The sequence below is a fragment of the Agaribacterium sp. ZY112 genome (assembly GCF_041346925.1).
In the GTDB taxonomy this organism is placed as follows: Bacteria; Pseudomonadota; Gammaproteobacteria; order Pseudomonadales; family Cellvibrionaceae; genus Agaribacterium.
Genome location: NZ_CP166840.1, coordinates 2917952 through 2944134, shown reverse-complemented (window position 1 = coordinate 2944134; position 26183 = coordinate 2917952). Strand labels below are relative to the sequence as shown.

Below are 26183 nucleotides of genomic sequence, written 5' to 3'. Positions count from 1 at the left end.
CTCTAAGCGTCATCGCGAAGGCATCATTCTTGATTCATGTAGCTATCCAAGAACATTCTGTGCTACAGCACCAAGTTAAATATAGTTCCTCAAACCAAGCTCGTGTGGATAAGGATCGAGGTAGGCTTGCGAACGAATATACTCACTACCATGACGCTTTAAATAATGTTTTAGTAAGGTGATAGGCACAACTAAAGGCACAATCGACGTTCTGTACTGATCAATGGCCTCGAGGATGTCGTGCTTGGTTTTACTATCTAACTCATGCTTTAAGTACCCAAGAATATGCATCAAGACGTTGCAGTGACTTTTTCTATTGGCTCGTTTTTTTAATGAAGTCATCAGCTTATGGATATAGGTTTCTAGCACAAGTTCTAAATCTTCTTTAGGTGCTTCAGTCGCCAAATAACGGCCAAGCTCTTTATAGGCCTGATAACTATGTGCCATAAGCTGATATTTGTAGCAGCTATGAAATTGGATAACAGCATGTAAAGACGGATTACTTAAGACCTGCTCACGCCAAGTATGTAAGGCAAACACACGCGTAATAAAATTCTCACGTAAAAGAGGGTCGTTTAAACGCCCTTCTTCTTCAACGGGTACTTCTGGGTTTAACTCCATATAACGCTGGGCAAAAGCGCCTGCACCAGAGGCTTCTGGTACATTGTTGTGATCATAAACTTTCACACGCTCCATGCCACAGCTTGGAGAGCTTTTCATTAACACATAACCACAAAGTTCAGGCTGATTTTTACTGACAAGATCAGCATAAGCCGCCAATTCGTCTGTAACATCTAAGCTCGTATCTTTTGTTCCTTGAACGCGAACCTGAGACTCGCCCTGCTCTGTTTGTATTTTAACAAGGCGTATAGGCTCTCTAGGAATACCTAAACCAATGGATACTTCGGGGCAAAAAGGCACAAATTTAAAGCACTCAGCCAAGACATTTAAGCAATAGCGACTTTGTTTATGGCCGCCATCAAAACGAACTTTTTCACCGATTAAACATGCACTAATACCTACGGGTATAGCTAAGCTTTCGTCAACTAAACTTTTATTTTTGAGCTCCATGCGCCCTATTCCTAATCTTAAAAATACAAACTATGTATAACACAAATTAATGCATTGCCTTATGTGGGACTAAATTAAAGCTAGCTCTGCCAACGATAACTTAAACAAAGGTATGTACTTCTACTTTGTGCCATTAAAAACCAGTAATAGGCTGTACTATTTTGCCTAATAAGGTGTTGAACTTAAGTGGCGCATCTGTCGCAACCAAACAGATACAATCTTGGTCGCTATCAACTAAGGGCTGATGATCGATATCTGAATCTAAGTCAGCCACGTCGCCAACCGTAAATCGGCCCATTTCATCGCAATAAGAACCTCTTAAGATAAGCGTTAACTCATTTCCATCGTGGCTGTGGGGTAACATCGCTTTACCTGGCGCTATGCGTAATAAGCGAGATACACCGCCTCGCTCACCCTTTAACGGAAGATCAAAGCTGAATACACCAGGCACAATACGCTTCCACTCAAGCACATCAAGATCATTACCGATATATTGAGCAAGCGGTGCTGGTACTTCAGAGCGCTTAACAGCTGTTTCATTCTTTCTTGTTTTGACTTGTACAGGCTCATCATCCAAACAAGCTAATACAGCTTCTAACGCGCCTTGAGCAATCGGTGCGCTATCAAGCTCGTCCATCAACAAGCCGCCAATAGAATCGGTTACTTGTAAACGCGCACGACACTCGGCACATTCGGCTATGTGGCAAGCCACAACAAGAGCCATAGACTGAGACATAGCACCTGCGCTGTAGCTCACAAGGGTTGCCTCATCAAGGTGGTGTCGAATACTCATAGTGCGCCCCCCCAAATAGTTCTCAATTTTTCAGATGCCAAACGTATGCGTGACTTCACACTGCCAAGTGGGATATTTAAGCGTGCAGCGATCTCAGAATGAGATCGACCTTCAAAAAACGACATATATAGTACTTGTGACTGATTCTCGGGTAATTTGGAAAGTGCCGTTGCTAAACGATAAGAGGTAACGCTATTTTCGCATTCGTCAACGCTCTCATCAGCCTCTTCCTGCCACTCTTCAAGTTCATACTCTGGATACTTTTGCTTACGCATACGATCAATACTTTGATTACGTGCAAGCGTAAAAATCCAGGTGCTAGCCCGTGCTTTGTCCGGCTTATACATATGAGCCTTACGCCAAACAGAGAGCATCGTCTCCTGTACAAGCTCATCAGCGGTCGTTTCTATTAAGCCTAAGCGACGTATATAAGCCTTAATTTTGGGAGCAAAATGCTGAAACAACTGCGCATATAGGCTTTTGTCTCTTGTCTCTGCGATAGCTACGAGCGCATCTTCCCAGTTTGTTGTACTGTCTGAAGTGGCCATAGCAACGATCTGTGTCACATCATCACCTGGTGTGTTGTTATCCATATATAGCCTTACGTAGCATTAACACCCTTGGATCACCATAATTGCTTGTAAAAATTTAAATAAACTACCTATGATCCATTCTAAGGCTATGGGCGTAATAAGCCAGTAACAAAAGGGCAAAGATAAATCTGCCATTAATAGCTTGTACAGTACAAACACAGTGTAAAAACCCGATATGAACAACAGTAAAGTAAGCCCCATTCGTAAAAAAAATATCGCCGTTGTCGGCTCAGGGGTCAGTGGCCTAAGTTGCGCTTGGCTACTTAGCCAAGTTCACGATGTTACTTTATATGAAAAAGATGACCGCCTAGGTGGCCATTCCAATACCGTCAGCTTCAACCTACCTACTGACTCAAAGAGCCGTGCCCACACTGCGAATGATTCGGCGGAAAAAGTCGATGTTGATACCGGTTTTATTGTTTACAACCCGATCAACTACCCTAATCTGGTTCAGTTATTTAAGTACTTCAATGTTGAAAACTGTAAAACAGAGATGTCTTTTGGTATTTCGATTAACGAGGGCCAGCTTGAATACTCAGGTACTGGCTTACGAGGTTTATTTAGTCAAAAATCCAACCTCTTAAAACCTAAGTTTTGGGGCATGATCCGTGAACTGACACGCTTTTATCGCGACGCCGAGGCATTAGAGCAAAAATACGAATTAGATAACATCAGCTTAGGTGATTTACTTGAGCGTGAAAACTACGGTAAATCATTTATTTACGATCATCTACTACCCATGGGTGCTGCAATCTGGTCAACTCCCGTTGATAAAATGCTCAACTACCCTGCCAGTTCGTTTATGCGTTTTTGTCGCAACCACGGCTTAGTACAATTAAAAGACAGGCCACAGTGGCGCACCGTTGTTGGCGGCAGTATTAATTACGTCAATAAACTAGCTGAGCATTTTCAAGGAGAGCTCAAGCTCAACAGCCGTATACACAGAATTATCCGCAGAGATGGCTTTGTTTATATTGAAGATCACCACGGCAAACAAGACTGTTACGATGAAGTCGTACTTGCCTGTCATTCTGATCAAGCCTTGGCACTATTAGATCAAGCAAGCGATGAAGAACAGCGCCTGCTAAGCTGCTTCCCCTATCAAAGAAACAAGGCCTATTTACACACTGATGATTCACTGATGCCTAAACGCAAACAGGCTTGGTCCGCATGGAATTATTTATCAGCCGGTAAACGCGACCAGTCTCAACAAGTCTGTGTTACTTACTGGATGAACCGCTTACAGCCACTAAGCACTGAAACAGATTTGTTTGTATCACTAAACCCTATTAAAGAGCCAAAACCGGATAAGATCATTCGTAGCTTTTTCTACGACCACCCAGAATTTGGTAAAAATGCACTTTCTGCACAAAAAGAACTTTGGTCTTTACAGGGCAAACAACAAACTTGGTTTTGTGGTGCCTATTTTGGTTATGGTTTTCATGAGGATGGCTTACAAGCAGGTCTGGCTGTAGCGGAACAGCTAGGAGGCATTGAACGCCCCTGGCAACTAGACGAGCCAAGCAATCGTATTCACGTAAGCCCACGCCACGCTACAAGCATCATTAACAATACTGCTAATAACAGCGCCAAAACAAATAACAACCTTGCCTCAGGAAGCTAAAGCGTGAACTCACACGAAGAAAATGGCATACACAACTCGGCTCTTTATTGCGGCCATGTAATGCATCATCGTTTTTTTCCAGTCGTACATCGCTTTATCTACCGTGTTTTTTCTGTATGCATTGATCTAGACGAGCTGGATGCGCTCAACAAACTACGCTTTTTCTCTGTCAATAAGTTTAATTTGTTTTCTTTTTTTGAAAAAGATCACGCCCAGAAACAGGAAAAACTAGCTAGGCAAATACGCACATTACTTAGCGAAAAAGGCTACAGCAAGGCCACAGTTAAAATAAAATTACTATGCTACCCAAGAGTATTGGGCTACGTATTTAACCCTTTAAGTGTGTATTTTTGCTATAACGACAAGGACAAATTAGAGGTCATTCTCTATGAGGTGAGCAATACTTTTGGCAGCCGTCATACCTATGTGCTCGAAGCTAATAGCGATAAAGAACACAACAACATCATTAAGCATAGCAGCAACAAATTAATGTACGTAAGCCCTTTTATGCCTATGGATAATCGTTATCACTTTCGCATGCAGGCCCCTAACGATCGCGTCTCGGTATGTATACGCCAAGTACAATTAGCACCAGGCAATGATTCAAGCGAACAAAGTAAATCAGATAAAAACCAAGCTCTGCTTCACGCCACATTTACAGGCAAGCGCAAGCAATTAAGCGATCGAGCGCTTCTTTCTGCCTTTTTCCGCTACCCCTTAATGAGCTTAAAAGTTATGTTAGCTATTCACTGGCAAGCATTAAAACTTTGGAAAAAAGGCTTGCGCCTACAGCCTAGAACACAACCATCCACGACCAGTATTAGCTGGCAAGATAAAGACGGACTTAGCCACTATGAAAGCATGTGAACATGTTGAAGACAGCGTATCTTCAAACAAAGATGCAAGCATCGTTGAAAATTTGTTACTACCGCGAATACGTAAAGCCCTTGCTCATTGCAAAGGCACCTTAGTACTGACCTTCTCTAGCGGCTACAAGGTGATGATTGGCAACGGTCAACCCTGCGCTGACGTACATATCAAACGGAACCGAGCATTCATAAAGCTATTTATGGGTGGCATTAATGGCTGGTCTGAGGCCTACATTGATGATGATTGGAGCAGTAGCGATTTAAGCGCACTGGTTGAGTGGGCATTAAGCAATGAGAAGCAACTTAAAAGCCTGAGCAAAGCCCAATATCTAATACGCAGTTTACATACCCTGTATCACAAGCGCAGAGACAACAACCGTAAAGGCAGCCGCAAAAACATCTCTGCTCACTACGACTTAGGTAACGATTTTTACAAGCTCTGGTTAGATAAAACCATGACTTATTCGTCAGCTTTATTCTCATCTAAAGAACAAAGTTTAGAGCAGGCCCAGAGTAATAAATACCAGCGTATTCTCGAATTACTAAAACACCAGAAAGGCCAAAGCATCCTTGAAATCGGTTGCGGTTGGGGTGGCTTTGCTCATGAAGCGGCAAAGACTTTTGAGAGCCAGGTCCACGGCATTACTCTATCGAGCGAGCAACTCAAGTGGGGGCAACATCTAGCAAAAGAGCAAGGCCTAGATGAACTTATCTCTCTCGAATTAAGAGATTATCGAGATCTCCAAGGGCAATACGACAGCATTGTCTCAATCGAAATGTTTGAAGCCGTAGGAGAAAACCACTGGGACAGTTACTTCAGCCAGCTAAAAAAACGACTAAAACCCGGTGGCCGTGCTGTGCTGCAAATCATCACTATAGATAACGAACGCTTTAAGCAATACAGAAAGAGTGCCGACTTTATTCAACGTTATGTTTTCCCTGGCGGTATGCTTCCAAGCATTGAGGCCCTAGAAAGTAAGTTTTGTAAACACCAATTTAAACTGGTGCACAAGCAGCTATTTGGTAAAGACTACGCCGAAACCTTAAGGCTGTGGACAAAACTTTTCCAAGAGAACTGGCACAACATTGAAAACCAAGGCTTTGATGAGCGCTTCAAACGCTTATGGAATTATTACCTAGCTTATTGTGAAGGTGGTTTTGAACAAGGATCGATTGACGTTGGTTTTTATGTTCTCGAGCATGACAACTAAAAACATAAGCACTCTAGATCTAAAAATCCAAGCCTAAAACTCTAGGCTTAAAGCGAAATTTCTCAGTTTTAAGCCTAGTTCAAAAAAGCAGTTTAGCTTCAACTATAAGTAGAATATTAACTAACAAGCGCTATTTTATTATCCCCTCTCTTAGCGCCAGAGCTACAGCACCAGATTGAGATTGCACTTTAAGTTTGCCATAGATTCGGCCTAAGTAAGTTGAAACCGTGCTTTGCGATATATCTAAACTGCGTGAAATTTCCTTAACACTCTGGCCCAAAGACAGTAACTCCAACACCTCAATTTCACGAGCAGCAAGCTTATAACCTTGCTTTGAAATCGGCTTTTGAATATTTTCAAGTACAATCTTAGCAATCTCAGGGCTAAGTATGGAGCCGCCTTTTACCACCTCCTCCAAGCCCTTAATGATTTCACTAGCCGATGCCGATTTAAGCAAGTAGCCTGAAGCGCCCGCTTCAAGTGCCTGCAAAACTTTTTCTTTTTGACTGAACACGGTTAATACCACAACAACAATATCGGGAGCCAAGCTAGCTAATTTTTCAATCGCTTCAACGCCCCCCATTTGGGGAAGCCCCAAATCCATCAGTACAAGATCTGGTTGCTTAGCTGCATCTAATTCAGAGAAAAATTCAATACAAGACGGAAATGCTCGACAACTTGAAATTGATTTATTTCGTTCAAGCACCCTAAGTAAGGTTCGCCTGTAGGTCGAGTCATCCTCAACCAGCCAAAGTTCTATAGGCTTCATTGCTTCTTAACCATATTTAGTTTGATGTTTTGTAGCTAAGCTCTTGTTGTCTAGACAACATAAGTAAGGCCAATTTAAGCTCAATGCTTACACCCTCTCCAGGCTGAGCGTCGATTTTTAATGTGCCGTTTATTTCTTCTGCTCGCTGTCGAAGGTTGTTGAGTCCCCAGCCCTTGTCAATGGTTTCAGGATCAAAACCACAACCATTGTCGGCAACAGTAATACACATACACTCTTTATCAAAATCTACGGTCAAGCTAAGTTTGCTCGCATTAGAGTGACGCGCACAATTATGGATTACCTCTTTAAAAAACATCGTAAGATGGCGTTTAACCGCAAGTGATACTTTGATTTCAGGGCACTGATTCGGCAGATTTTTCTCAATACACACACCGCGTAAGACTCGATCTGCACGCTCAAATAAGGCTTGCAATAATTCATGTAAGTAAATGCCATTGCCATTGCCTACCCATACAACTTCTCGTAAGGATGCATTGGCCTCTCTTGCCATTAGAGATAAATCACTGAGATCTTCAGCGGCCGTCACAGCATCTTTATTATTAACCAATTCATCAGCTAATAAGGTAATACTGCCTAAACTACTACCCACCTCATCGTGTAAGTCTCGTGTTATTCGCTCTCCTTGACGCAATAAAAGCTGTTGGCGTTGAGCGCGTTGAAATAAAATAACCGCTGTAATCAACACTAAAAATAAAATAACCACGCTAGCAATGATTAGACGTGAAAGCAGCCACTGCCAATAAGAGTGGGCAAGTTCAAGTTCATTTTCAACTTGCTGCAACTTTTGATCTAAGGGCCGGCGCTTGGCCAAGCCCATAATCCATTCTCGCTCAGGAAGAATACGCCGCCCCCAGCTATAACCATCAAGTAATTGAGGTAACTGCGCTAAGTACTGCGCCGGAATACCTTTTGCATTAATGCTCGCTCCACTTATTAATTCACCATTAGTATGATAAATCGCCACCTCACCTAAGCCCCAAATAGCTCGCCCGCTCATTTGCTGTAAATTTGCCATTGTGATTCGAAGGTAGCGAAACTTTTCTGCATGAATACGGAAAGAAAACAGGCTTCCAAATTCGTCCCCTGTTGAGCTTGGGTTAAGTAATTGTGGTGAATAAAAGTCGGGCTCGTCAGAAACCTCAACCACAACCTGCCCAGGAAAGCCAAAATCGGGCAGCATAATATTGCTACTTGGTTTGGCCGGCCACAAATCAATCCGCCCTACACTGCGCCGCTCACCCAAATCAATCTGAAGCTCTATAGCTTCCGGCAAAGACTCAAAAGAATGGGGATGAATTAACAGATCTTTACGATCTAACTCCCTTTCAGTAATCGGAAAGCCCAAACTTGTGACCATGTCGGTTAAGTAATTTAAATGCCACTTTGACGACTGATTATAAGTACCTGAAGTACTTACAAGTGGCTTACGCTTTTGAGCAGCAAGACTTAATAAGCCACCCTGACCATCCTCAGCCCAAATAAACAGCTCGCCTAAGGCAAAATGCGCTTCAGAAGCCGCACCACTCGCGCCTACAGCCGTAAACCTTAGGCGTTGAATTTCTTTATCAATATCATTAAAAAAGACAGGATAAGCCCCAGGGTTAGGGAAATCGTCCTGCATCCAATTAATAATTTCCTCAAAACCGCTACCCGATACCGTTTCGGCCTCTACTTTAAAACGCTTAGGGAAGGCATAAGAACCCCCGTAAGGGCGCAGCGGATTAAAGGCAGGCACAAGAGCAATAGACTGAACCTGTTGTGGCTCAGCCAGTGTAAAATCAATTTGATGAAGCTTAGATTTGCCCTCACCACCATCCATAGTCACAGATGAATGATAACCAAGGTGGTTATCAGAAATAACCGGGCAATGACGTGGAAGCGCGGCAATATCATCAAGTAATTGGGTTTGTAGCTGCTCAAGCTGGCGAATTCTAGTGGCTGGCCAACTTGATAGTTTCAACTCATTATTTGATTGTATTAAACGCCACTGCTCAGCATTTAAAGGGTCTACAATATCAGCCTGCGACAAGCCTGCAAAAAGAAAAGAGACAAGCGTTATCCCCCATTTAAAAATCATTACGGCTCCAATTAATCATGCGCCCAAAGGTGTTTAGCTTAACAACACCTAGGCGAGCTTGAGGGCGATAAGGCTTCAAGCTCTAGCAACCTTTATTGTTTAAGAGGGATAAACAATGAATGGGTATCACCGTTGGGTAGCCTTATACCTGCAGTCATCACTCTCGGCTTGCCGTTTTCATGAAAAATAGTAGGCCGCTCATAGCGGTGAACCTTGACCGTTCGACCATCTGTGGTTGTATAGGCTTTGTCTGCCACCTTATAATGTTTTGCTCGCTCCCAGTTTAAGCCGTCAGTCGATGTGATCATGCCCATGTAACCAAAAGCGTGGTACAAGGAATAATAGCGCTTACGCTCAGCGTCATACCATACCTCGGGATCTTCAGAATTATAGTCTTTAACAACGGGCTTAGCTTGCATTTTCCAGGGGCCCAAAGGGTGATCAGCTAACAATACAGCCTGCATTCGAATAATCTCCCCCTCGGGTTGATCCGGCTGATCGCCGCGCACAATCATGAGGTAACCACCATCTGGTCGCTTAGTCACCGTGGTGTTATTAACGATATTGGCGATAGGAAGTTCTGGTTCAATTAAGGGTTTATCAAAACGCTGCCAAGGCCCTTCTATGCTATCAGCCACAGCAACACCAATACGTTGGTTTAAACGCAGCATCGCTCTTAACTCACTCTCTTCCCATCGGCCATGACGAGTGCGAGCATCTTCTAATTGAGCGTCGCTAAGCTTACTTTCACCTGAGTTTGTCGACATATAATAAAGATAATATTTACCATCAAACTCATAGATTTTCGGACAATGTACCGTATAGGCATCCCAGTGCCCATCTCCACGCCCTTCCAGTACAGGTTCAACATGTTTCCAAGGCCCAGCAGGGCTGTCAGAAACAGCACGTGATACACGCCCATCTGTTAACCAAGAAAGAAAACCATGCTCTCTTGGCATTTGTGAATAGATAAGATGATATTTACCATCTTTGCCTTTAACGATACCTGAGCCCCAATTGAAGAACTCGTTATCGTAGAAGATATTGTCTTCTGAAACATCCTGCATGATCGCAGTTAAGTTAAAGTCATCTGTACCACTTGCGTTAAGTGCTGTCGTAAATGCACTGATCAGCAACAGTGCAAAACAAGAAATGCACTTCAAATAAGCTGGTTTGGTCATTTTTATATTTTTCATAACTCATGCTCTACCTATGATGAATTAGGTTGATAATTTTCCCACTGCTGAAAAATCAGGATCTACATTAGCCTTCTCAGAACGATCGTGTTTTCGCCCGACATAAAACCCAGTCGCCCCCCACAACACAGCGACAACAGCTCCGGTGATTATTTTCTCTGCTACGCTGAAACCCAAATAACCTTCACCGATAAAAGCAATTAACCAAATCCAAAACACATCTCCACCACGGTATACAACAATGTCGATAATTGGTTTTGTTTTAAATCGAGCCTCTTTATCAACAGAGGTAAACAACACCTCGCGCGCGGGTCTAACAATCGCATAATTACCTGCACGACGCGCAATAATCAGCACAAGAACAAATATTACCGCCGGATTAGCGCTTAAAAGCAGCATCAGCCCTCCTACCGCAAACGGCACCGCCGACAGACTAAACGACAAACCAAAGCGCTGAGCAATTCGATTTGATAAAAACAAGCCGATTAAAATGGTTAAGGTGTTCGTGATAAGCTCTATACCACCTAACAGCTGTTTTCTTTCTGCACGGCTAAATTCAGCTAGTACATCACTTTGAGTGGTATAGAAAAACGCACTGACCCCTGTCAGTAAAAAAATAAAACCAGCAATACCCAATAATTTCTTATGAGCAAAGAACTGATCAAAGCCTGAAAATGGATTGCTTTGAAGCTTTTCGGGTTGATGGCAATGAGTACCTAAGCTATCAAAGTGGCGATTCAAGGCAGCAATAATGGGTAAGCTCACCAACAACACCACGCTTGTCACAACAAGTACGTTTTCAATACTCATTGATTTAGCTAGAAGAATAACCGTCAAAGGACCAAGAATTGCACCGGCACTGGCGCCAGTATTAATAAAGCTAAAAACACGCTTGCTCTGCGACTTAGTGTAATGCTGAGAAACAAAACTCCAGAAAACAGAGATATGAAACAGACTAAAAACGCTGGTCCATACGTAAAATACTTTACCAAGAAAGCCGACATCAACGCCGATTTTATAGGCTAAAAAAATAGCCATAAAACTGATGGCAAACGCAACAAAAACGCGAGGAACCAGTTTTTGTATCGACGTTTTAGATGCATAAAAATTGTAGATAAGCACAGAAATCGTGGCAAATATAAAAGTATAGGTCCACTGAGTAGCACGACTAACATCCCCCCAATCACTGGGTAATGCATCCCTAACTGGCTTAAGGATCATGTAGGAAGTCATCAGCAGAAAAATAAAAAGAAAGGACAATAAAGCGCCCTTTATCTCTTCAGGCTCAATCTTGGTAAGCTTGCAAAACACACTTGCCGCACCATTACTAGTATTACTTGATTCAGACATAGCCTTACCAATCAATAGAGAAACCGGAGTAGCCAACAAAGCTACCGGTGTTGCTCATATCTAGATTCTGAATAACTTCTTTTGCTTTACCCATAGAGAATTCGGGCTCAAGCTGACCATTTTCTCCCCCCATCCGAGTTTTGTTATGGCCTGGAGCCAAAGCGACAACAAGAATGTTGTAGGCTGCAAGGTCTTTCGACATATCAACGGTAATTTTATTCAATGCCGATTTAGTTGGGTCGTAAGAGTAAATACCTTTAACTTTTTTACGATTAATAATGCCGCCATGAGAGGAGATATTAATCACCTTCTTAACCTCACTTGTTGCCAGTTCAAGATTAGGCAACAACGCTCGTGTGACCATGACAGGTCCAATCACATTGACATTGTAGGTCTTTAGAAACGCCTCCCGATGAGTGTGCTTAAATGACTCAATACCTCGCTCCAACCCAGCTATATAACCTGCATTATTCACGACAATATCAATAGGAACACCGTTAAGTGTTTTCACCATCGCAGCTATAGAATCATCATCGGTTACATCAAGCTGAACAACACGGGCACCCGCCTCTTTCAGATCGGATGCCTTTTCAGGGTTTCGGGCAGTGCCAATAACGTTGTATCCATCACTGATAAAGTGACGAGATAAAGCCAGACCAAGGCCTCGATTAGCACCGGTAATTAAGACCGTGCCCTTTTCTGGCTTATTTACTGTCTCAGCGGCTGCCTCAGCACTAACAACAATGGATGAGTTGAGCAATAAACCCACTAAGAATAGCTTTATTAATTTATTAATAACCATATGACCTTTGTTAACCTAATTGATAGCGGTAAAAAACGTGCGCAATTCTGACCTAGGAGCAAACAAAGGGATAGTCCGTTAAATCAACGACAAGCAGGCGAGCTGTGATATAAACTCCCACCAAGAAGAGCAAGAAGTATAGTCATATAAACCCAGCTAACAGCTAAGTATATGGCTCTGAGGCCGCATAGCCCCCTCTAAAGCAGCTATAAACAAAAAAGCATGTATACAAAATAGGCTTGCAAGAGCGCAAGCAGCATAGCCTTAGATCAGTTTGGCTTTAAAGCGTCTTTTAAGCATGATAAAAAACCGACCTAGCAAAGGCAGTTTTTTGTAAACAAGCGACGAATCCCAATAATCTTGGTGCGAAATAATCAAGCCTGAATCATTGCATTCAATCCTGCTCATACCAACAAACTTAATATCCCCCAGTAGATGATGATGAGCGCTATAAGTCCATTTAATGCAAGCAAGCTTGTCATCGATTGCCAAAGTATCACAAGCAAAGTTCACTTGGCTTAAGCTTCGAAACATGTGGCTCATTATCGCCATCATCTCAGCTTTTGAGTTGGTATGATTAAAAGGGTCAAGAAACTCTACAGAATCATCTAAAAGTACTTCTAATTCAGCTAGTTTTGTCTGTTCAAGTCCTTCAAGCACCAAAACATAGTTCTGTAATGCATCACGCATAAGCTATAGACCCTTAATATAGTAAGAAAAGAAAAGCTCAGTATTTCAGAAAAATGATTAGCTTATTAACCAAGCAACTGACTAAAGCACTAAGCGAGATACAATCGAAAAATACCACGAATCAGGTAGAAGGCGTAGTAACTTAAGCGCCAAGACAAAGCGCCTAGGAAAGCTTAGCTCAAATGATGATGATAAAAGCCCTTTCAACAGCCTTGTTGCTGCAGCGTCAACCTCCATTAAGGCCGGCATTTTAAAGTCATTTTTATCTGTAAGCGGGGTGCGCACAAAACCTGGGTTGATTACTTGTAAGACAATATCGGTTTTATATAAATCGGCATGTAACGACTCAGTTAAATTGATTAACGCAGCTTTGCTGGCACCATAAGCTGCAGCCGTTGGTAAACCTCGATAGCCTGCTACCGAAGCCATAACAGCTATATGCCCCGTGTTGACTTCAATACATCGTTTTAATAGCGGATCTAAACAATTAATAGTGCCTTGCAGGTTCACATCCAATAAGCGCTGACAGCGTTGAGCGTCAAAATCATAAGCGCTAAAAGGATCATGTGTGCCCGCATTCAAAACAAACAAATCCGGCCATGCATCATGCTTATTCCACTGCAAGACCAAGTCGTCAATCTCGGGGACTTGAGTAATATCCAACACCGAAATAATGCAACGACCCACTAGGCCTTCACACTCTTTTTCAAGCTTTAATAGATCGCTTTTTGATCGAGCACTTGCGTATACATCCACGCCTTGTGCACATAAGAGCAAAGTCAGCGCCTTGCCGATGCCCCGCCCTGCTCCTGTTACCCAGGCTCTTGTCCATGGCAAGCTAAGCGCCATTAGAGGCTTATCAACTCGATTTATCTTTGCTTTAGCTTTTAGCATCTGTGGCTACTTTGCCTCACTTAGTGCGATTAATTAAAGCCAAGCTGCAATCAGGGCTAAGTTCACGCTGCGCATCGTTGGAGAGTTTATGAATATTAAGCGTAATTTCACCAACGCCTAGGCCAAACTTAGACATACTGGCTTTATTAATCAGGTTATTTTCATCAACCAAGAACATCCAATCATTTAAGCTGATATGACGAACCTTACCTTTAACAGGGATGGCTAAGGTGTAGCGCCAATTTAAAGCATTACCCGATGCCTCGCCGTAAGCCGTACCAATGACATCACCAGCTGTACCTGAATACCGTTTGCCATCTTTTGTTAACTGCCAACAACGCCTTTGAACTTCACCATCAGCAAAATAAAACACCTCATCAAGAATACCCTTGTTATCCGACCAGTCGGCAACAATATCTGCTTTAAACTGGCGAATAACACGCCCACGATAGTCCTGAACAATGCCATAGGCCTCTAGTTGGCCATGAAAGAAGCTACTTAAATCCAGCTCAGGTGTGCGTTGTTTGTAATCGTGGACACTAACCGCGCAACTTGATAAAAAACCAATAAAAGGCAACATTAGACCTCGTCTTACTAAGCTCATATTAAAATGCGACTCGTTGAGTCTCTCCACGTAATTCGGATGCTAAATCTGGATAGCTGCTTTGTTCGGAAAGCCAAATAGAAACAAAGGCAGGACCAAAACGCTTATCCTCAACAGAGCCAATATAATCACCCGAATGATAAAAGTGGCTGATACTGTCTTCGGTAACCCAGATACTTAGTTGATCGTTTGTGTCAATATCAGGCCAAATTTCTGCCAACTCACTTATCCAGACATCAATTTGACCGGACTCTGAAAAAGATTTTAGCTGTTTTCGCGTTTCGCTCAGCAAGCGGTCTTTACTAATACCTCGCTGATAAGTCAGCTGTAGAACCAGAGTTTGCGTATAGGCTGTATCCATTTTGGGTTCTAATAAGGCTAAATAGTCACCGCTTTTCGTATAAAGCTTGGCATCAAAAATATGAAACCAAAGCACCTTTAAGCTACCTTCACCGACTTGAGCCCAGTCTTTTGGCAATACATATGCCCTATCCTCTGTAAACTCTGATGAGAGCGGGCTTTGCTCGATACTATTCGCTAAAGCGTAATGAAAGTAGCCCGCCCCCAAAATGAGGGAAAGAACATAAGGAGCAACAAATAGAAGCTTTCTAGCTAAATATGAAACAGTGTTAATAAGCACGCTCAACACTCCTTTTTTGTTGTTATATTAAGATGGCTCGGCTTTGAGGGCCTATAAGGCAGCCGCGCCGGTAGCAACGGATAACTAAAGAATTGGGATTTAACTAGCCGTTGACTTAAATGCAATAAAAATGGGAATTTAACGGCCCACAACAAACTAAGGGCTACAGCCATACTTACATCTGAATAAGCGAAACTCACAGCACCGAGCTCTTTGGCGGAGAAGTAGGACAAAGCTCCACCAATACCACCAAAGGCGCAAGCAACAGCGAGATTTTTAGCAAAAACAGCCAAGCTATGTCTTAAAGTAGCAGCAAAGCAAAACCATAAGAGCAACAGCCAAAAAGGCGCAAATACAGCCTGCTGATCAAAAACAAAAACGCCCACAAGCGCTAACAAGCTATCGATTAAAAAACCTAATAGGCCGAGCAACACAACCACTTTAAGCTCAATCAAAAGCTGTGTTTGCAAATACAAATGCAAGCCTAAAAACAATAAAGCGGGTATTAAAGCCGTATTACCTAGAAATATGCATGCAAACCAGACAAGGTTAAAACCTAGGATATTTAACAGTAATAAGCTTATCGATTTTTTAGTTGAACCATTAGACAACATAAATACCTCTCCCAAAGCTATACGGAGCGGTATCGTATTTGGTTCAATAATGAGGTGTATTAGGCGTTAAATGCAGCTAAAGCGGCTAGAAAAGGGCTAGGAACAAGTAAAAGCACAGAAACGTTAAAAAAGAAAACTCATAAAACGCTGTACATCTCTTAAATCATCTAGGCGTTGATGATGCTCGAGCGCCCTACCTCGCAAAATAAAATTCCAAGAGAGTTCGTCACTAGCTTGTTTATCCCAAGCGCCATCACCAACATAGGTAATAGGTACAGAGCTATCGATAGCCGCTCGTTGCCGAGCAAGTTTCATGATCTCTGTGCGCTGGTAATGGTCATTTGAACTTGCTAGAGCTAAGTCACTAATATCAATACCAGCAGAATTTAATTTTAACAAGGCAGTCTCTTGCCAGCCCCCCGTCGCCAACGACAAGCTGATATTTTGTTCCTGTCTAAGTTGCTCTAGTAGGTGTTGAGCACCAGCAATTTCAACAGCGGGCTGCTGCTCTAAGTGCTTGCGAATGTTCTCAACAAACACACGTTTAATCTTGCTTATCACTTCTTCGCCATGAGCCAAAGCGTGCTCTTGTACATGTTGACGAAGAATGCCTTCATCGCTCACATGCTTGTATAGACGTCGATTAGCATGCAAGGCAATACCAGTAACCGCCATGACGGCCTCATCAAAGCACTGACCATCGAACACACACGATTCAAGTAAGGTGCCGTCAATATCAAACATAAGGTGTTGCAAAGCAGGAGCAGGCATGAATGTCGACCTATAAAGACCTGCACGAGGTCTATATCTATTACTATCAAGCTTGTTTACAAGCTCAGGGCTATTTATCGCTTAAGGCTACTCAAAGGCTGCGGCAAAGTGCTCTTGCCAAACCGTTTTATCAACAACACCCGTGTGACGGTAAATAATTTTACCGTGTTTATCCAATAAGAAGGTTTCTGGCGCCCCTGTTACACCAAGGTCAAAGCCTAAACGGCCTTTCTTATCAACAACGGTGACGGCATAGGGGTTTTTATACTTCTTTAACCAGCGTTTAGCTTTTTCAGTGTCATCCTGATAGTTCACACCAACGATTTTAATGCCTTGCTGGCTAAGTTCATATAAAAACGGATGCTCTTGTAGGCATGTCGCACACCATGTGGCCCATATATTAATAAGCGCAGCTTCACCTACCAGAGCTTGATTACTAATGCTCTGCTCTAAATTAGAATCTAACGTAGGCAACTCGAAGCTTGGTAAGTCTTTACCTAATACCACAGAAGGCAGCTCAGTCGGGTCCTTGCCTAAACCGGAAAATAAAAATCCAGCTAGAACAAAAAATACGACAACAGGAATAAAGCGCCAGTATTTATTCACGCTTACACCTCCCCTTTGGCTATAGAGCTGGCTGCTGGCGCTTCGTTTGCACGGGGCGATTCTGCAAGCGTCTCTAAGCTTTTATTTAAAGAGTTTGAAGCGCCATCAACACGCTTGGCAGACTTTACTCGGCGATAGCGCTTATCAGTAATAGCAACAATGCCTCCCAAGGCCATTAAGAAAGACCCAAGCCAAACCCAACGAACCAAAGGCTTAACGTACACGCGAGCAGCGTATTCTTGCTCATTGATTTTGTTATCCAACGACACATATAAGTCTCTAAACATACCCGGGTCAATGGCTGCTTCGGTCATCATATTGCCGCCCGAAAAATAACTGCGTTTTTCTGGATACAACAAAGCAACTTGCTCACCATCGCGAGACACTAAAAACTGCCCACGATCTGCCCAGTAGTTAGCGCCACGTACACGCGTCACATCAACCAGTTTAAATTCGTAACCTGCTACTTCAACACTGGACCCAGTGCTAACACGTAGATGGCGCTCTTGAGCATTAAAACTATCGATACCGGCACCAAGCAAGGTGATACCAAAGCCGACATGGGCAATAAACATTCCCCAATAACTAGCCGTAAACTTCTCTAGCTTAATACTCGGTTTTTTACTGTGATAACTGCGGCGCAAATAATCCAATACTGAAGATGCGACCACCCACGTACCAACAAAAACGGTTACTGCAGCATTAACACTAAATTTATAAGAAGAAAATACGGCCACAGACAAAGTTGCAGCAATGCTTACCGCCAATGAAGCCAGCTGCCAATTACGAATGAGGCTAAAACGGCTGCGCTTCCAGTTGAGCATAATGCCAAAACCAAGCGCTAAACCTGCAAGTGCCATCAGCGGCGGAAAGAACATATTAAAATAAGGTTCGCCAACACTGTATTTACCCAGATTTAAGGCATCAGCAATCAATGGGAACAAAGTGCCAAGCAAGACAAAACCACAGGAGAATACAAATATTAAGCTTACAAACAGCAACATGGATTCACGTGAAATCATCGCAAATCCAGACTCACTCTTAAGCATCGGCGCACGTGCGGCATAGAGGCTCAAAGAACCGCCAACGACCACCAATAAAAACACCAAAATAAACAAACCACGAGTAGGGTCCGACGCAAAAGCATGCACACTGGTCAAAACACCAGAGCGAACAAGGAAGGTGCCCAATAAACTCAAAGAAAATGCCAGAATGGCAAGAAGCAGAGTCCAACTAACAAACACGCCTCGCTTTTCTGTCATGGCAATGCAATGAACGAGAGCCGTACCTGCCAACCAAGGCATAAACGACGCATTCTCTACAGGGTCCCACATCCACCAGCCGCCCCAACCAAGCTCGTAATAAGCCCACCAGCTACCTAAAGCAGTGCCAATGGTTAAAAAAGCCCAAGCGGTATTTGTCCAGGGTCGAGCCCAGCGCGACCAAGCGGCATCGATCTTGCCACCAATTAATGCGGCGATGGCAAAAGCAAAGACCACAGAAAAGCCCACATAACCCATATACAACATAGGTGGATGAATCACAAAACCAGGATCTTGCAGCAAAGGATTTAAGTCCCCACCATCAACGGGAATATTTGGTAATAATCGCTCAAAAGGATTCGAGGTAAAGATCATAAAGGCTAAAAAGCCCACACTCACCATGCCCAACACACTCAAGACCTGAGCCACCATTGGCAAAGGCATAGATCGAGAAAACAAGCTCACAGCCAAGGTCCAGCTGGCCAGAATCAAAGCCCAGAGCAATAAAGAGCCTTCATGCCCCCCCCATACCGCACAAATTTTGTAGATCGTTGGCAGTAGCGAGTTACTGTTACCGGCAACATAAGCAACACTAAAATCATCGGTATAAAAAGCCCAAGTTAAGGCTGCATAGGCAATCGCAACAAACAAAAACACCCCGTTAGCCAAGCTGCGGGCAGAAGCCATCCATACAATACGCCCAGTTAAACTGCCAACTAAGGGCACGACTGAAAGGCAAAGTGATAGCACTAACGCAAAATTAAGCGCTAGCAATCCGTATTCTGGAAACATAAGCAGTCTTCTTGTAGTTCAGGCCTTTACAGCTCTTCTGGTGATCAACACCTTGAGCTTCGGGGTCAGTTTGTAAATTATCCGCCACTTCGGCAGGCGTGTAATTTTCATCGTGTTTAGCAAGTACGCGAGTCGCTTGCAGTACTAAATGGTCATCAAGCTGGCCATCTACCACCGTCGCTTCGCCATCAGAAAACAGGTCTGGCAAAATGCCATCGTAGCGGACCGTCAATTCAGCCGCACCATCGGTAATCTGAAAGGTCATACCAAGACCTTCATCATCACGAACTAAGGAGCCAGGCACAACACAGCCACCAGCTTTAATTGTTCGGTGTAAAGGCGCTTCGCCATTAACGATACTGGAGGGTGGATAAAACAGGTTAATACTTTCACGCATTGCGTAAAGCAACAAGCCAATAACAGCACTACTGCCAATAACAATAAAGAGGACGATTTTCAAACGCCGCTTGCGCAGCGGGTGCATAGGTTTCACGACTTATTTCTCTCCACTTCACGCATATGTAGAACCTTCACTTTTTTAACTAAGGCTTTTTTGGCTAAACGCACTTGCACGACCAGTGTAACAAGACCAACCAAGGTAATGGCATAGGCAGCCCAAACATAAGGGCCATGCCCCTTCATCGACATAAATTCTGCCAAAGTGGTAAATTGAAACTCAAAATTCATATTCTTATTGCCTTATTTCAGCCCCATAATCGCTTGCACCCAACGGCTTTTTCGTTCGCGGTTGAGAATTTCCAAACGGGTTCGATCAATTAACAGCCACGCATAAGTAACATAAAAAGCCAAAATCATTGTAATTAAGGGCCAAGCCATACTCGGATCAATGCTCGAAGGCCCACTTAACTTAAGGGTTGCCGGCTGATGAAGACTGTACCACCAGTCAACGCTCTTGTAGATAATGGGAATATTCACCGTACCTACAAGTGACAAAATCGCTGAGGTTTTATCTGCCGCCTCTTGGTTACGATAACTATGCTGTAAAGCGATCACACCAAGATAGAGAAAAAACAAAATCAGCATCGAAGTGATACGTGCATCCCATTCCCAATAAGTGCCCCAGGTTGGTTTGCCCCAAATAGCACCACTACACAAAGACACAAAGGTCAGCACAGCGCCTATCGGTGCAGCCGCTTTCATAACCATAAACGATAGTTTCATGCGCCAAATCAGACCAACAGCGCCAGCAATAGCCATGGTGTAATAGCCAGCTAAGGCTAAAAAGGAAGCCGGAACATGGATATAGATAATGCGGTAACTATTACCCTGTTTGTAGTCAGTTGGAGCAAAACCCAAACCCCAGCTCACACCCACCAACAATAAAGCCAATGCTGAAAAACCAAGCCATGGCTGCCAAATACTGGTTTTTTCATAAAACCACTTTGGTGAACCTAAGCGATGAAACCACTGCCATCCCATGACAACCCTCTTTTTTAATTCTCTAAACTAATTTTCAGACCGCCAACCATTGCCAAAGGCGCCAGCATAACGGATAACAACCACAGTGCCGCCAAGATGGCGAGCTGCCCACTATAGGGATCCCCCAAAGCTGCACTACGCACACAACTTGCGCCAAAGATCAGCACCGGCACATACAAGGGAATAATGATCAGCGATAACAACAAGCCACCGCGACGCAATGATACGGTTAACGCAGCCCCGACAGCTCCTATAAATGACAAAGCACCGGTACCTAAGAATAAGGATAAGAGCAACGCTCCATAAGCCTGGCTTGGTAAAGCCATCATCAGTGCCAAAACAGGGCTCAATAAAGTCAGTAATAAACCCGTAAAACACCAGTGGGCCAATACCTTCGCTATCACCATGAGGTACATACTCTGACCGCTTAGGATCATTTGTTCTAAGCAGCCATCGTCATAGTCACTTTGAAATACTTTATCTAAAGAAAGTAATACAGAAAGTAAGGCTACGATCCAAATCATGCCCGGCGCAATAGACGCCAATACATTTGCATCAGGGCTAACGCCCAAAGGCACAAACATGATGATGCTTAAAAAGAAGATAAGCGGATTAAACAGCTCACTGCGATTGCGCACAGCCGTTAAGCATTCACGCCTAAAGGCCTCATAAAAACCACTGTCGGGCAGACGTATATCAGTCATGTGCTGCCCTGCCCTTGTACTGTTCTAAATCGAGCACCTCGATATGTGAAGACTTCCAGCGCTGATGAGTCGTTAATAAAACGATGCCACCAGCTGCCGCATGCCTATCAATTTCTTGCTCCAAACTGGCTACACCACTTTTATCTATCGCGGTAAAAGGCTCATCAAGAATCCATAACGGCGCTTGGCTTAGATATAAGCGAGCCAATGCAACGCGCCGCTGCTGCCCTGCAGACAAGGAGTAGCACGGCACATCCTCATAAGATGCAAGACCTACTTGCAACAAAGCCCAACGCAAGCGCTGTAAACTAACCCCTTGCGAATCTGTGCCCTGGGCCTTAAGGCCGTTTAGGGCAAAATACCAACGCAGGTTCTCTAAGGGGCTCATGCTGAGTTTGACACCAACATGATGCCCAAGAAAAAGCAGCTGCGACTTAAACGACAAGCCCTTATTGGCTTGAGTATTCCAAGTAATGGTTCCGGCACTAGCAGGTAACAGCCCTGCAATGATACGCAGCAAGGTTGTTTTACCACAGCCGTTGTGGCCTGTGACCTGTACGACAGCACCACTTTCCCAACTTGCCGACAAATCGCCAAACAAGGGCTCGTCGTCACGCTCAAAAAACAAGTTATTGATGGCCAGCTGTTGCATTTATTAGTTATCAAAGGCGAAAAACGGCCGATAGTGTACATTGATAAGAGACGTAACCGAAGCCTCAGACGCCACCACGATAAAAAACTGAGGCTAGACTCAAACTATGACAATCAAATGCGCAACGACTCTATACAAGATCAGGACGATAAACCCAGCTATGGATACACCATTCCCCACCTGCTTGCACCAAAACACAACCAGTGAATTGGTAGTTAACAGCCAAGCGCTATGCTGATCCCCCCAGCTCAGAATAGCAACGCAGCCCAGCGCTCTGACAACAACACCGCTTCAGCGCTTGTGGGCCAGCGTGTGCGAATCACCGAGCATATAGAGCTTAACAAACAACAATTAAAGCAGCTGCTAATGCAGCACCCTCAGGCACAACAGTTAGCAAAACAACTTAGCAACACACTTAAGCAGCAAGGCTTAGAGACATCAAACAAGGCAGGTCAAACTGCGGCCACTAAAACGCCCCAAAGCGGCCAAACCAACACACAAAGCAATATAGATAATGCAATCAAGAACCTAGAGAATAAAAACACCGTACTGTTAAAACTTGTCGCAGAACACAGTGTAAGCGCTAAAGAACAGAGTTTATGGGCCCTATTACCTAAAAGCACCCTACCTAAGTCACTACAGGCACAGCTTCAAACAGCTAAGCTGGGAAAGCTTGAACAACAACATTTTAGGCTACTTGAGCAGAATGCAGGCCTCAAACTGGCACCGCTTGAGCAAAGCCTTCAAAACGGCCAAAGCATCAAAGGACAACAAGCAGCCCAACTGGCTCTAACCCTATCAGCAGGTCAACACCTGGGTGCATCCAGCTTATTAAAATCCAACTTACTTAACTCAGCCACATCGACTAGCAGCTTAGCTAATATCAACCAGGCCTATCAAAAACCGAACTTAAGCCTCGGTGAAGCCAAGGAACTTATTAAGTTCGCCTTACGCCAGAGCCTGCCGAACGCAGATAGTGCAGTTAAGCTCGCCCCTCTTCTAAATAGAGACATTCATGCTGCCCTAGCCCAAGGGGCAAAACTCACGGATGCCGCAAACCTAAAGCAGGCCTTAAACCAGTCAGCCATACAATTAAGGCAATGGCTCAATCAACAGCCAAGCCTAAACTTAGCAACAAACCTTACTCAAACATCCGGCCAGAGCCTTAAGAATAAAACCTTTGTCAGTGACCTTGCTCAAACCCTAAGACAACAGTTCAGCCATTCTGGCTCAACGGCCAGCTCTGTAAACAGCAGCGCCCAAGGCACATCAACGCCAAGCAACTTAAACAGCGGCTTAGCAAGCACCCTAAACGCCTCCTCACAGCTCAAAACTGACAGCCCGCTGACCGGCACACTGACAACACTAGCAACAAGCTCACATTCAGCATCAAGCAAAGACAGCGATAAACTTATCGAGCTAAAACAGTTACTCAGCAGCCTTAGTCATCTGACCAATCAAATCCAAAGTCAGTTACAGCAAGGGCAAAATATCAACCGGCTTGAAACCGCCTTAGCCCAGCTCTTTGTCTTATTAATGCCTACTAAAACACAGCAAGATAGACCAACTAAAGACAACGACAAACAGGAGCTTCTACTTAAGCAGCTCAATCAGTTCAGCCAGCTGATTGGTCGTAGCCAAGCCCGCCTAGACAGTCAACAACTGCAAAGCGCCCAACAGCAACTCGACAACAACATGCAGCAACATAGTGAACTTTGGCTTCGCTTGGGGGGTGAGCAAGTCCCCGTAAAAGTATCGATTAAAGATGAGCCAAATAAACAAACAGACTCAAAGCTAAGTCGTAGCTGGCAGCTAGATATGGAGTGGCAACTTGCCGCTGCGGGGCGCTTTAGCGCCAGATTAAACTACAGCGAGGGCCGTATTAGCAGCACATTATGGGCCGAACAAAGCCAGTGGCGAGAGGCCATTCGCCAACAACTGCCTCGTTTAGCCGAAACCCTAAACAACAATGGCATCGAAGTCGCCCAACTTCGTTGCACAGAACACGAGCAACAACCCAAAGAAAGAGCCAGCAACCTTATTGATGTGAGAACTTAATGCGCTTTGAAGAGTTAAGTAACAAGGAGCTAAAACGTGTTGTCGCCCTGCAATATGACGGCAGTGGCGCACCGGTGGTGAGTGCCAAGGGCAGCGATGCGACGGCAGAAGCTATATTGGCACTTGCTGCCGAGCACGATATTCCATTGTGTGAAAACCCAGCGCTACTGGATCTACTAAGTCAGCTAGAACTAGGAGAGGAAGTCCCCGAGGCCCTCTACAAAAGCGTTGCTTACGTACTGGCCTTCGCCTATGAACTTGTCTTCGCTAAAGAGCAGGCCTGCGAAGAGGCAGCGACACAGCAGCCAAAGAACAATGACTTACTTGGCTTTGATAAGCTCTAGTCTGCGCGACGAGCACGTTCAATATTCTCAAGTTCGTTAAGAGCCATCTGCAATCTCGGGTCCTGCTCCTCTGTCACGGAACTTAAAATAGACTTGGCTTCACTAAATTTACCAGCTCGGCAATAGATCTTTGCCATGGACAATAGCTCGTTTACTTCATCTTCGCGCTCTTGTTCAACATCAAGCTCTGCCGACGACTCAACACCTAGATCCACTTGCTGAGAGCTGCGCTGATTCATAGCCTCGGTAAAGCAGTGCACATTGCCACTATCAGCAACAAACTCTTCATCACTTATTGTTAAATCCGAACCAATTTCTTCATCGGCAAACTCACTAGCAGAATACACAGGGTCTTTACGACGCATAAATAACATCATCAACACGCCCGCCACCAAGCCCACTCCAATCGCAGCGGCGCCAAGCAACCAAAAGAAATGGCGCTCAAACCAAGGCCTTAATGTATTGGGCTGAGCTTGAACATCGCTCGTTGCAGCTTGCGCACTATTAGCAAGCGACAATGCGGCAGCGCTGAGCTCACCTGCAGCTAGCTTTAATCGAGGGTCGGACTCCAATGTTTCAGAAGCCATAACTCGCCCAGTTTTCAAGGCCTTTATTTGCTCTTGTTGAACTTTAACTATCTCAGATAAGGTATTGATATAATTAGACTTTTCTATTTTTTCAATACGAGCCCTAAGTTCAGAATTCTCTTTAACTAGCAGATCTAACATTTCTTGAGTGCTATCGATCTCATCACGTATCTGCTGCTTGCTTGGCCCTGTATTAACTTGCGCTTTAGCATCACTGGGATCACTAAGGCGCAAGCGAGCTCTATCCGCTTGAGCTTGATTCTGAGCTGCCGACGCATTTAGAGAAGCCTCACTACTCCATACACTGGACTCAGGTAAGATCAACGTCGCCCCAGCCATCAAGCTATTGATATTGCCACGCACAAAAGCCGAAGGGTTATTTTGATGCAATTGGCGCTGCAATTGAGCTCGACTCATGCCCGCCGGTGGCTGCATTCGCGCAACAATGCCACTTAAGCTATCCCCTGCTTGCACTACATACTCAGCACCGGAAACAGAGGACGCCTTTGCAGCGCCAGAATTAACACCTAAAGCTGAAGGCGCGTTGTATGCAGAACGCTCATAGCGCTGCACGCTCGACTTAGGCCTGCCGGTAGGTTCAGGGCCACCTATCTGGGGCGATGGATTTACACTTGCTGAGTGTTCAGCAACAGGGGCGTAGGCACTCGGAGCATCAAGCAACAAACTGTATTCACGATAAACCTTGCCACCTGGCCACTTTAGCTCGACCAGCAAATTCAGATAAGGCTCATCAATCCGCCTTTTACTGCTTAGCTGCACAGCAACTGGCACTCCCGCCTCCATCGTAAAGCGGTGGTCAATGCGATAGCTGCTGTATATCAGATCCACACCTAAGCGCCTGGCTTCCTCCTCAGAAAGCAAGCGAAACTTAAGATTACTAGGCTCGACTCTATCGGTACCTTGAAGGCGAATAAGGGCATTTAACGGTTGCCCTAGGCTACCTTTGTTACTCAGCTCACCCAAACCAATGGCATAAATTAAAGAGCTGTAACTTACCGCAGCAATCGCTGCACTGAGACTTAAGACCCGCTTAAACGGATAAGAGCTTGATTGAGCCACATTGGTATCCTTTCTTGGTTCTGCCTACAGCAATAAGGCCCCAAGAAACTCACTGTGGCCTAGCTGAAC

At 44.3% G+C, this 26183-nt stretch carries 27 protein-coding genes; 5 read left to right on the top strand and 22 right to left on the bottom strand.

Annotated features, from left to right (window positions below; translation table 11 throughout):
• Window positions 1-75 precede the first annotated feature (75 nt).
• From AB1S55_RS12805 to AB1S55_RS12795, 3 genes are all read right to left on the bottom strand, one after another.
• A complete protein-coding gene (locus tag AB1S55_RS12805) occupies window positions 76-1071 on the bottom strand; it encodes a YbgA family protein (RefSeq protein ID WP_370978571.1) in 996 nt (331 codons plus the stop codon).
• Between the two features lie 133 nt (window positions 1072-1204).
• Window positions 1205-1864, bottom strand: a complete 660-nt coding sequence (locus AB1S55_RS12800; RefSeq protein WP_370978570.1) for a ChrR family anti-sigma-E factor — start codon at window positions 1862-1864, stop codon at window positions 1205-1207.
• Window positions 1861-2457 carry a sigma-70 family RNA polymerase sigma factor gene (locus tag AB1S55_RS12795; RefSeq protein ID WP_370978569.1) on the bottom strand — a complete coding sequence of 199 codons (597 nt, stop codon included), beginning with the start codon at window positions 2455-2457 and terminating at the stop codon, window positions 1861-1863. The genes AB1S55_RS12800 and AB1S55_RS12795 overlap by 4 nt, the downstream gene beginning before the upstream one ends.
• 175 nt (window positions 2458-2632) lie before the next feature.
• Between AB1S55_RS12795 and AB1S55_RS12790 the strand changes: the two genes are divergently transcribed.
• The 3 genes from AB1S55_RS12790 to AB1S55_RS12780 are packed head-to-tail and all read left to right on the top strand — an operon-like array spanning window position 2633 to window position 6161.
• Entirely contained in the window at window positions 2633-4081 is a 1449-nt protein-coding gene (locus AB1S55_RS12790) for an NAD(P)/FAD-dependent oxidoreductase (RefSeq protein ID WP_370978568.1), read from the top strand.
• A gap of 3 nt (window positions 4082-4084) precedes the next feature.
• Window positions 4085-4948 carry a DUF1365 domain-containing protein gene (locus tag AB1S55_RS12785; protein ID WP_370978567.1) on the top strand — a complete coding sequence of 288 codons (864 nt, stop codon included), beginning with the start codon at window positions 4085-4087 and terminating at the stop codon, window positions 4946-4948.
• Window positions 4935-6161 carry a class I SAM-dependent methyltransferase gene (locus tag AB1S55_RS12780; RefSeq protein WP_370978566.1) on the top strand — a complete coding sequence of 409 codons (1227 nt, stop codon included), beginning with the start codon at window positions 4935-4937 and terminating at the stop codon, window positions 6159-6161. The genes AB1S55_RS12785 and AB1S55_RS12780 overlap by 14 nt, the downstream gene beginning before the upstream one ends.
• Before the next feature lie 130 nt (window positions 6162-6291).
• Here the strand turns inward: AB1S55_RS12780 and AB1S55_RS12775 are convergent, their stop codons facing one another.
• From AB1S55_RS12775 to ccmA, 18 genes are all read right to left on the bottom strand, one after another.
• On the bottom strand, window positions 6292-6930 hold the full coding sequence (locus tag AB1S55_RS12775) for a response regulator (RefSeq protein ID WP_370978565.1): 639 nt from the start codon (window positions 6928-6930) through the stop codon (window positions 6292-6294).
• A 16-nt stretch (window positions 6931-6946) separates the two neighbouring features.
• Window positions 6947-9028, bottom strand: coding sequence for a sensor histidine kinase (locus AB1S55_RS12770; RefSeq protein ID WP_370978564.1), 2082 nt, complete (start codon window positions 9026-9028; stop codon window positions 6947-6949).
• Between the two features lie 92 nt (window positions 9029-9120).
• Window positions 9121-10224, bottom strand: a complete 1104-nt coding sequence (locus AB1S55_RS12765) for a glycoside hydrolase family protein (protein WP_370978563.1) — start codon at window positions 10222-10224, stop codon at window positions 9121-9123.
• Between the two features lie 24 nt (window positions 10225-10248).
• Window positions 10249-11574 carry an NTP/NDP exchange transporter gene (locus tag AB1S55_RS12760; RefSeq protein WP_370978562.1) on the bottom strand — a complete coding sequence of 442 codons (1326 nt, stop codon included), beginning with the start codon at window positions 11572-11574 and terminating at the stop codon, window positions 10249-10251.
• A 4-nt stretch (window positions 11575-11578) separates the two neighbouring features.
• Window positions 11579-12376, bottom strand: coding sequence for an SDR family oxidoreductase (locus AB1S55_RS12755; protein WP_370978561.1), 798 nt, complete (start codon window positions 12374-12376; stop codon window positions 11579-11581).
• A gap of 264 nt (window positions 12377-12640) precedes the next feature.
• Window positions 12641-13066, bottom strand: coding sequence for a nuclear transport factor 2 family protein (locus tag AB1S55_RS12750; RefSeq protein WP_370978560.1), 426 nt, complete (start codon window positions 13064-13066; stop codon window positions 12641-12643).
• Between the two features lie 81 nt (window positions 13067-13147).
• On the bottom strand, window positions 13148-13960 hold the full coding sequence (locus tag AB1S55_RS12745; RefSeq protein WP_370978559.1) for an SDR family NAD(P)-dependent oxidoreductase: 813 nt from the start codon (window positions 13958-13960) through the stop codon (window positions 13148-13150).
• A gap of 16 nt (window positions 13961-13976) precedes the next feature.
• Window positions 13977-14564, bottom strand: coding sequence for a DUF3833 domain-containing protein (locus AB1S55_RS12740; protein ID WP_370978558.1), 588 nt, complete (start codon window positions 14562-14564; stop codon window positions 13977-13979).
• Window position 14565: 1 nt separating this feature from the next.
• Window positions 14566-15204 carry a hypothetical protein gene (locus tag AB1S55_RS12735; RefSeq protein WP_370978557.1) on the bottom strand — a complete coding sequence of 213 codons (639 nt, stop codon included), beginning with the start codon at window positions 15202-15204 and terminating at the stop codon, window positions 14566-14568.
• A 2-nt stretch (window positions 15205-15206) separates the two neighbouring features.
• Window positions 15207-15818 carry a DUF2878 domain-containing protein gene (locus AB1S55_RS12730; protein WP_370978556.1) on the bottom strand — a complete coding sequence of 204 codons (612 nt, stop codon included), beginning with the start codon at window positions 15816-15818 and terminating at the stop codon, window positions 15207-15209.
• Between the two features lie 123 nt (window positions 15819-15941).
• Window positions 15942-16589 carry an HAD family hydrolase gene (locus AB1S55_RS12725; RefSeq protein WP_370978555.1) on the bottom strand — a complete coding sequence of 216 codons (648 nt, stop codon included), beginning with the start codon at window positions 16587-16589 and terminating at the stop codon, window positions 15942-15944.
• 87 nt (window positions 16590-16676) lie between these two features.
• Window positions 16677-17195 (bottom strand): DsbE family thiol:disulfide interchange protein, encoded by a 519-nt coding sequence (locus AB1S55_RS12720; protein ID WP_370978554.1) that lies wholly within the window; start codon window positions 17193-17195, stop codon window positions 16677-16679.
• 2 nt (window positions 17196-17197) lie between these two features.
• Window positions 17198-19249: a heme lyase CcmF/NrfE family subunit gene (locus AB1S55_RS12715; protein WP_370978553.1), complete on the bottom strand. Its 2052-nt coding sequence runs from the start codon at window positions 19247-19249 to the stop codon at window positions 17198-17200.
• Window positions 19218-19733, bottom strand: a complete 516-nt coding sequence (locus AB1S55_RS12710; RefSeq protein WP_370981595.1) for a cytochrome c maturation protein CcmE — start codon at window positions 19731-19733, stop codon at window positions 19218-19220. Before AB1S55_RS12710 ends, AB1S55_RS12715 begins: the two co-directional genes overlap by 32 nt.
• 5 nt (window positions 19734-19738) lie before the next feature.
• Window positions 19739-19936 (bottom strand): heme exporter protein CcmD, encoded by a 198-nt coding sequence (gene ccmD / locus AB1S55_RS12705; RefSeq protein ID WP_370978552.1) that lies wholly within the window; start codon window positions 19934-19936, stop codon window positions 19739-19741.
• A 12-nt stretch (window positions 19937-19948) separates the two neighbouring features.
• Window positions 19949-20689, bottom strand: a complete 741-nt coding sequence (locus tag AB1S55_RS12700; RefSeq protein ID WP_370978551.1) for a heme ABC transporter permease — start codon at window positions 20687-20689, stop codon at window positions 19949-19951.
• A gap of 14 nt (window positions 20690-20703) precedes the next feature.
• A complete protein-coding gene (ccmB, locus tag AB1S55_RS12695; protein ID WP_370978550.1) occupies window positions 20704-21393 on the bottom strand; it encodes a heme exporter protein CcmB in 690 nt (229 codons plus the stop codon).
• On the bottom strand, window positions 21386-22045 hold the full coding sequence (gene ccmA, locus AB1S55_RS12690; RefSeq protein WP_370978549.1) for a cytochrome c biogenesis heme-transporting ATPase CcmA: 660 nt from the start codon (window positions 22043-22045) through the stop codon (window positions 21386-21388). The genes ccmB and ccmA overlap by 8 nt, the downstream gene beginning before the upstream one ends.
• A gap of 231 nt (window positions 22046-22276) precedes the next feature.
• Between ccmA and AB1S55_RS12685 the strand changes: the two genes are divergently transcribed.
• Both AB1S55_RS12685 and AB1S55_RS12680 read left to right on the top strand, forming a co-directional pair.
• On the top strand, window positions 22277-24103 hold the full coding sequence (locus tag AB1S55_RS12685) for a flagellar hook-length control protein FliK (protein ID WP_370978548.1): 1827 nt from the start codon (window positions 22277-22279) through the stop codon (window positions 24101-24103).
• Window positions 24103-24447 (top strand): EscU/YscU/HrcU family type III secretion system export apparatus switch protein, encoded by a 345-nt coding sequence (locus AB1S55_RS12680; protein ID WP_370978547.1) that lies wholly within the window; start codon window positions 24103-24105, stop codon window positions 24445-24447. The genes AB1S55_RS12685 and AB1S55_RS12680 overlap by 1 nt, the downstream gene beginning before the upstream one ends.
• Here AB1S55_RS12680 and AB1S55_RS12675 read toward each other — a convergent pair.
• On the bottom strand, window positions 24444-26114 hold the full coding sequence (locus tag AB1S55_RS12675) for a FimV family protein (protein ID WP_370978546.1): 1671 nt from the start codon (window positions 26112-26114) through the stop codon (window positions 24444-24446). The genes AB1S55_RS12680 and AB1S55_RS12675 overlap by 4 nt on opposite strands.
• Window positions 26115-26183 lie beyond the last annotated feature (69 nt).

Excerpts from the sequence above, each read along its gene's own strand:
- AB1S55_RS12775 (WP_370978565.1), bottom strand. The coding sequence starts at position 6,930 with ATGAAGCCTATAGAACTTTGGCTGGTTGAGGATGACTCGACCTACAGG.
- AB1S55_RS12750 (WP_370978560.1), bottom strand. The coding sequence starts at position 13,066 with ATGCGTGATGCATTACAGAACTATGTTTTGGTGCTTGAAGGACTTGAA.
- AB1S55_RS12805 (WP_370978571.1), bottom strand. The coding sequence starts at position 1,071 with ATGGAGCTCAAAAATAAAAGTTTAGTTGACGAAAGCTTAGCTATACCC.
- AB1S55_RS12795 (WP_370978569.1), bottom strand. The coding sequence starts at position 2,457 with ATGGATAACAACACACCAGGTGATGATGTGACACAGATCGTTGCTATG.
- AB1S55_RS12765 (WP_370978563.1), bottom strand. The coding sequence starts at position 10,224 with ATGAAAAATATAAAAATGACCAAACCAGCTTATTTGAAGTGCATTTCT.
- ccmA (WP_370978549.1), bottom strand. The coding sequence starts at position 22,045 with ATGCAACAGCTGGCCATCAATAACTTGTTTTTTGAGCGTGACGACGAG.
- AB1S55_RS12680 (WP_370978547.1), top strand. The coding sequence starts at position 24,103 with ATGCGCTTTGAAGAGTTAAGTAACAAGGAGCTAAAACGTGTTGTCGCC.
- AB1S55_RS12700 (WP_370978551.1), bottom strand. The coding sequence starts at position 20,689 with ATGGGATGGCAGTGGTTTCATCGCTTAGGTTCACCAAAGTGGTTTTAT.
- AB1S55_RS12770 (WP_370978564.1), bottom strand. The coding sequence starts at position 9,028 with ATGATTTTTAAATGGGGGATAACGCTTGTCTCTTTTCTTTTTGCAGGC.
- AB1S55_RS12800 (WP_370978570.1), bottom strand. The coding sequence starts at position 1,864 with ATGAGTATTCGACACCACCTTGATGAGGCAACCCTTGTGAGCTACAGC.
- ccmD (WP_370978552.1), bottom strand. The coding sequence starts at position 19,936 with ATGAATTTTGAGTTTCAATTTACCACTTTGGCAGAATTTATGTCGATG.
- AB1S55_RS12740 (WP_370978558.1), bottom strand. The coding sequence starts at position 14,564 with ATGAGCTTAGTAAGACGAGGTCTAATGTTGCCTTTTATTGGTTTTTTA.
- AB1S55_RS12760 (WP_370978562.1), bottom strand. The coding sequence starts at position 11,574 with ATGTCTGAATCAAGTAATACTAGTAATGGTGCGGCAAGTGTGTTTTGC.
- AB1S55_RS12730 (WP_370978556.1), bottom strand. The coding sequence starts at position 15,818 with ATGTTGTCTAATGGTTCAACTAAAAAATCGATAAGCTTATTACTGTTA.
- AB1S55_RS12725 (WP_370978555.1), bottom strand. The coding sequence starts at position 16,589 with ATGCCTGCTCCTGCTTTGCAACACCTTATGTTTGATATTGACGGCACC.
- AB1S55_RS12780 (WP_370978566.1), top strand. The coding sequence starts at position 4,935 with ATGAAAGCATGTGAACATGTTGAAGACAGCGTATCTTCAAACAAAGAT.
- AB1S55_RS12755 (WP_370978561.1), bottom strand. The coding sequence starts at position 12,376 with ATGGTTATTAATAAATTAATAAAGCTATTCTTAGTGGGTTTATTGCTC.
- AB1S55_RS12745 (WP_370978559.1), bottom strand. The coding sequence starts at position 13,960 with ATGCTAAAAGCTAAAGCAAAGATAAATCGAGTTGATAAGCCTCTAATG.
- AB1S55_RS12715 (WP_370978553.1), bottom strand. The coding sequence starts at position 19,249 with ATGTTTCCAGAATACGGATTGCTAGCGCTTAATTTTGCGTTAGTGCTA.
- ccmB (WP_370978550.1), bottom strand. The coding sequence starts at position 21,393 with ATGACTGATATACGTCTGCCCGACAGTGGTTTTTATGAGGCCTTTAGG.
- AB1S55_RS12685 (WP_370978548.1), top strand. The coding sequence starts at position 22,277 with ATGCTGATCCCCCCAGCTCAGAATAGCAACGCAGCCCAGCGCTCTGAC.
- AB1S55_RS12790 (WP_370978568.1), top strand. The coding sequence starts at position 2,633 with ATGAACAACAGTAAAGTAAGCCCCATTCGTAAAAAAAATATCGCCGTT.
- AB1S55_RS12710 (WP_370981595.1), bottom strand. The coding sequence starts at position 19,733 with ATGCACCCGCTGCGCAAGCGGCGTTTGAAAATCGTCCTCTTTATTGTT.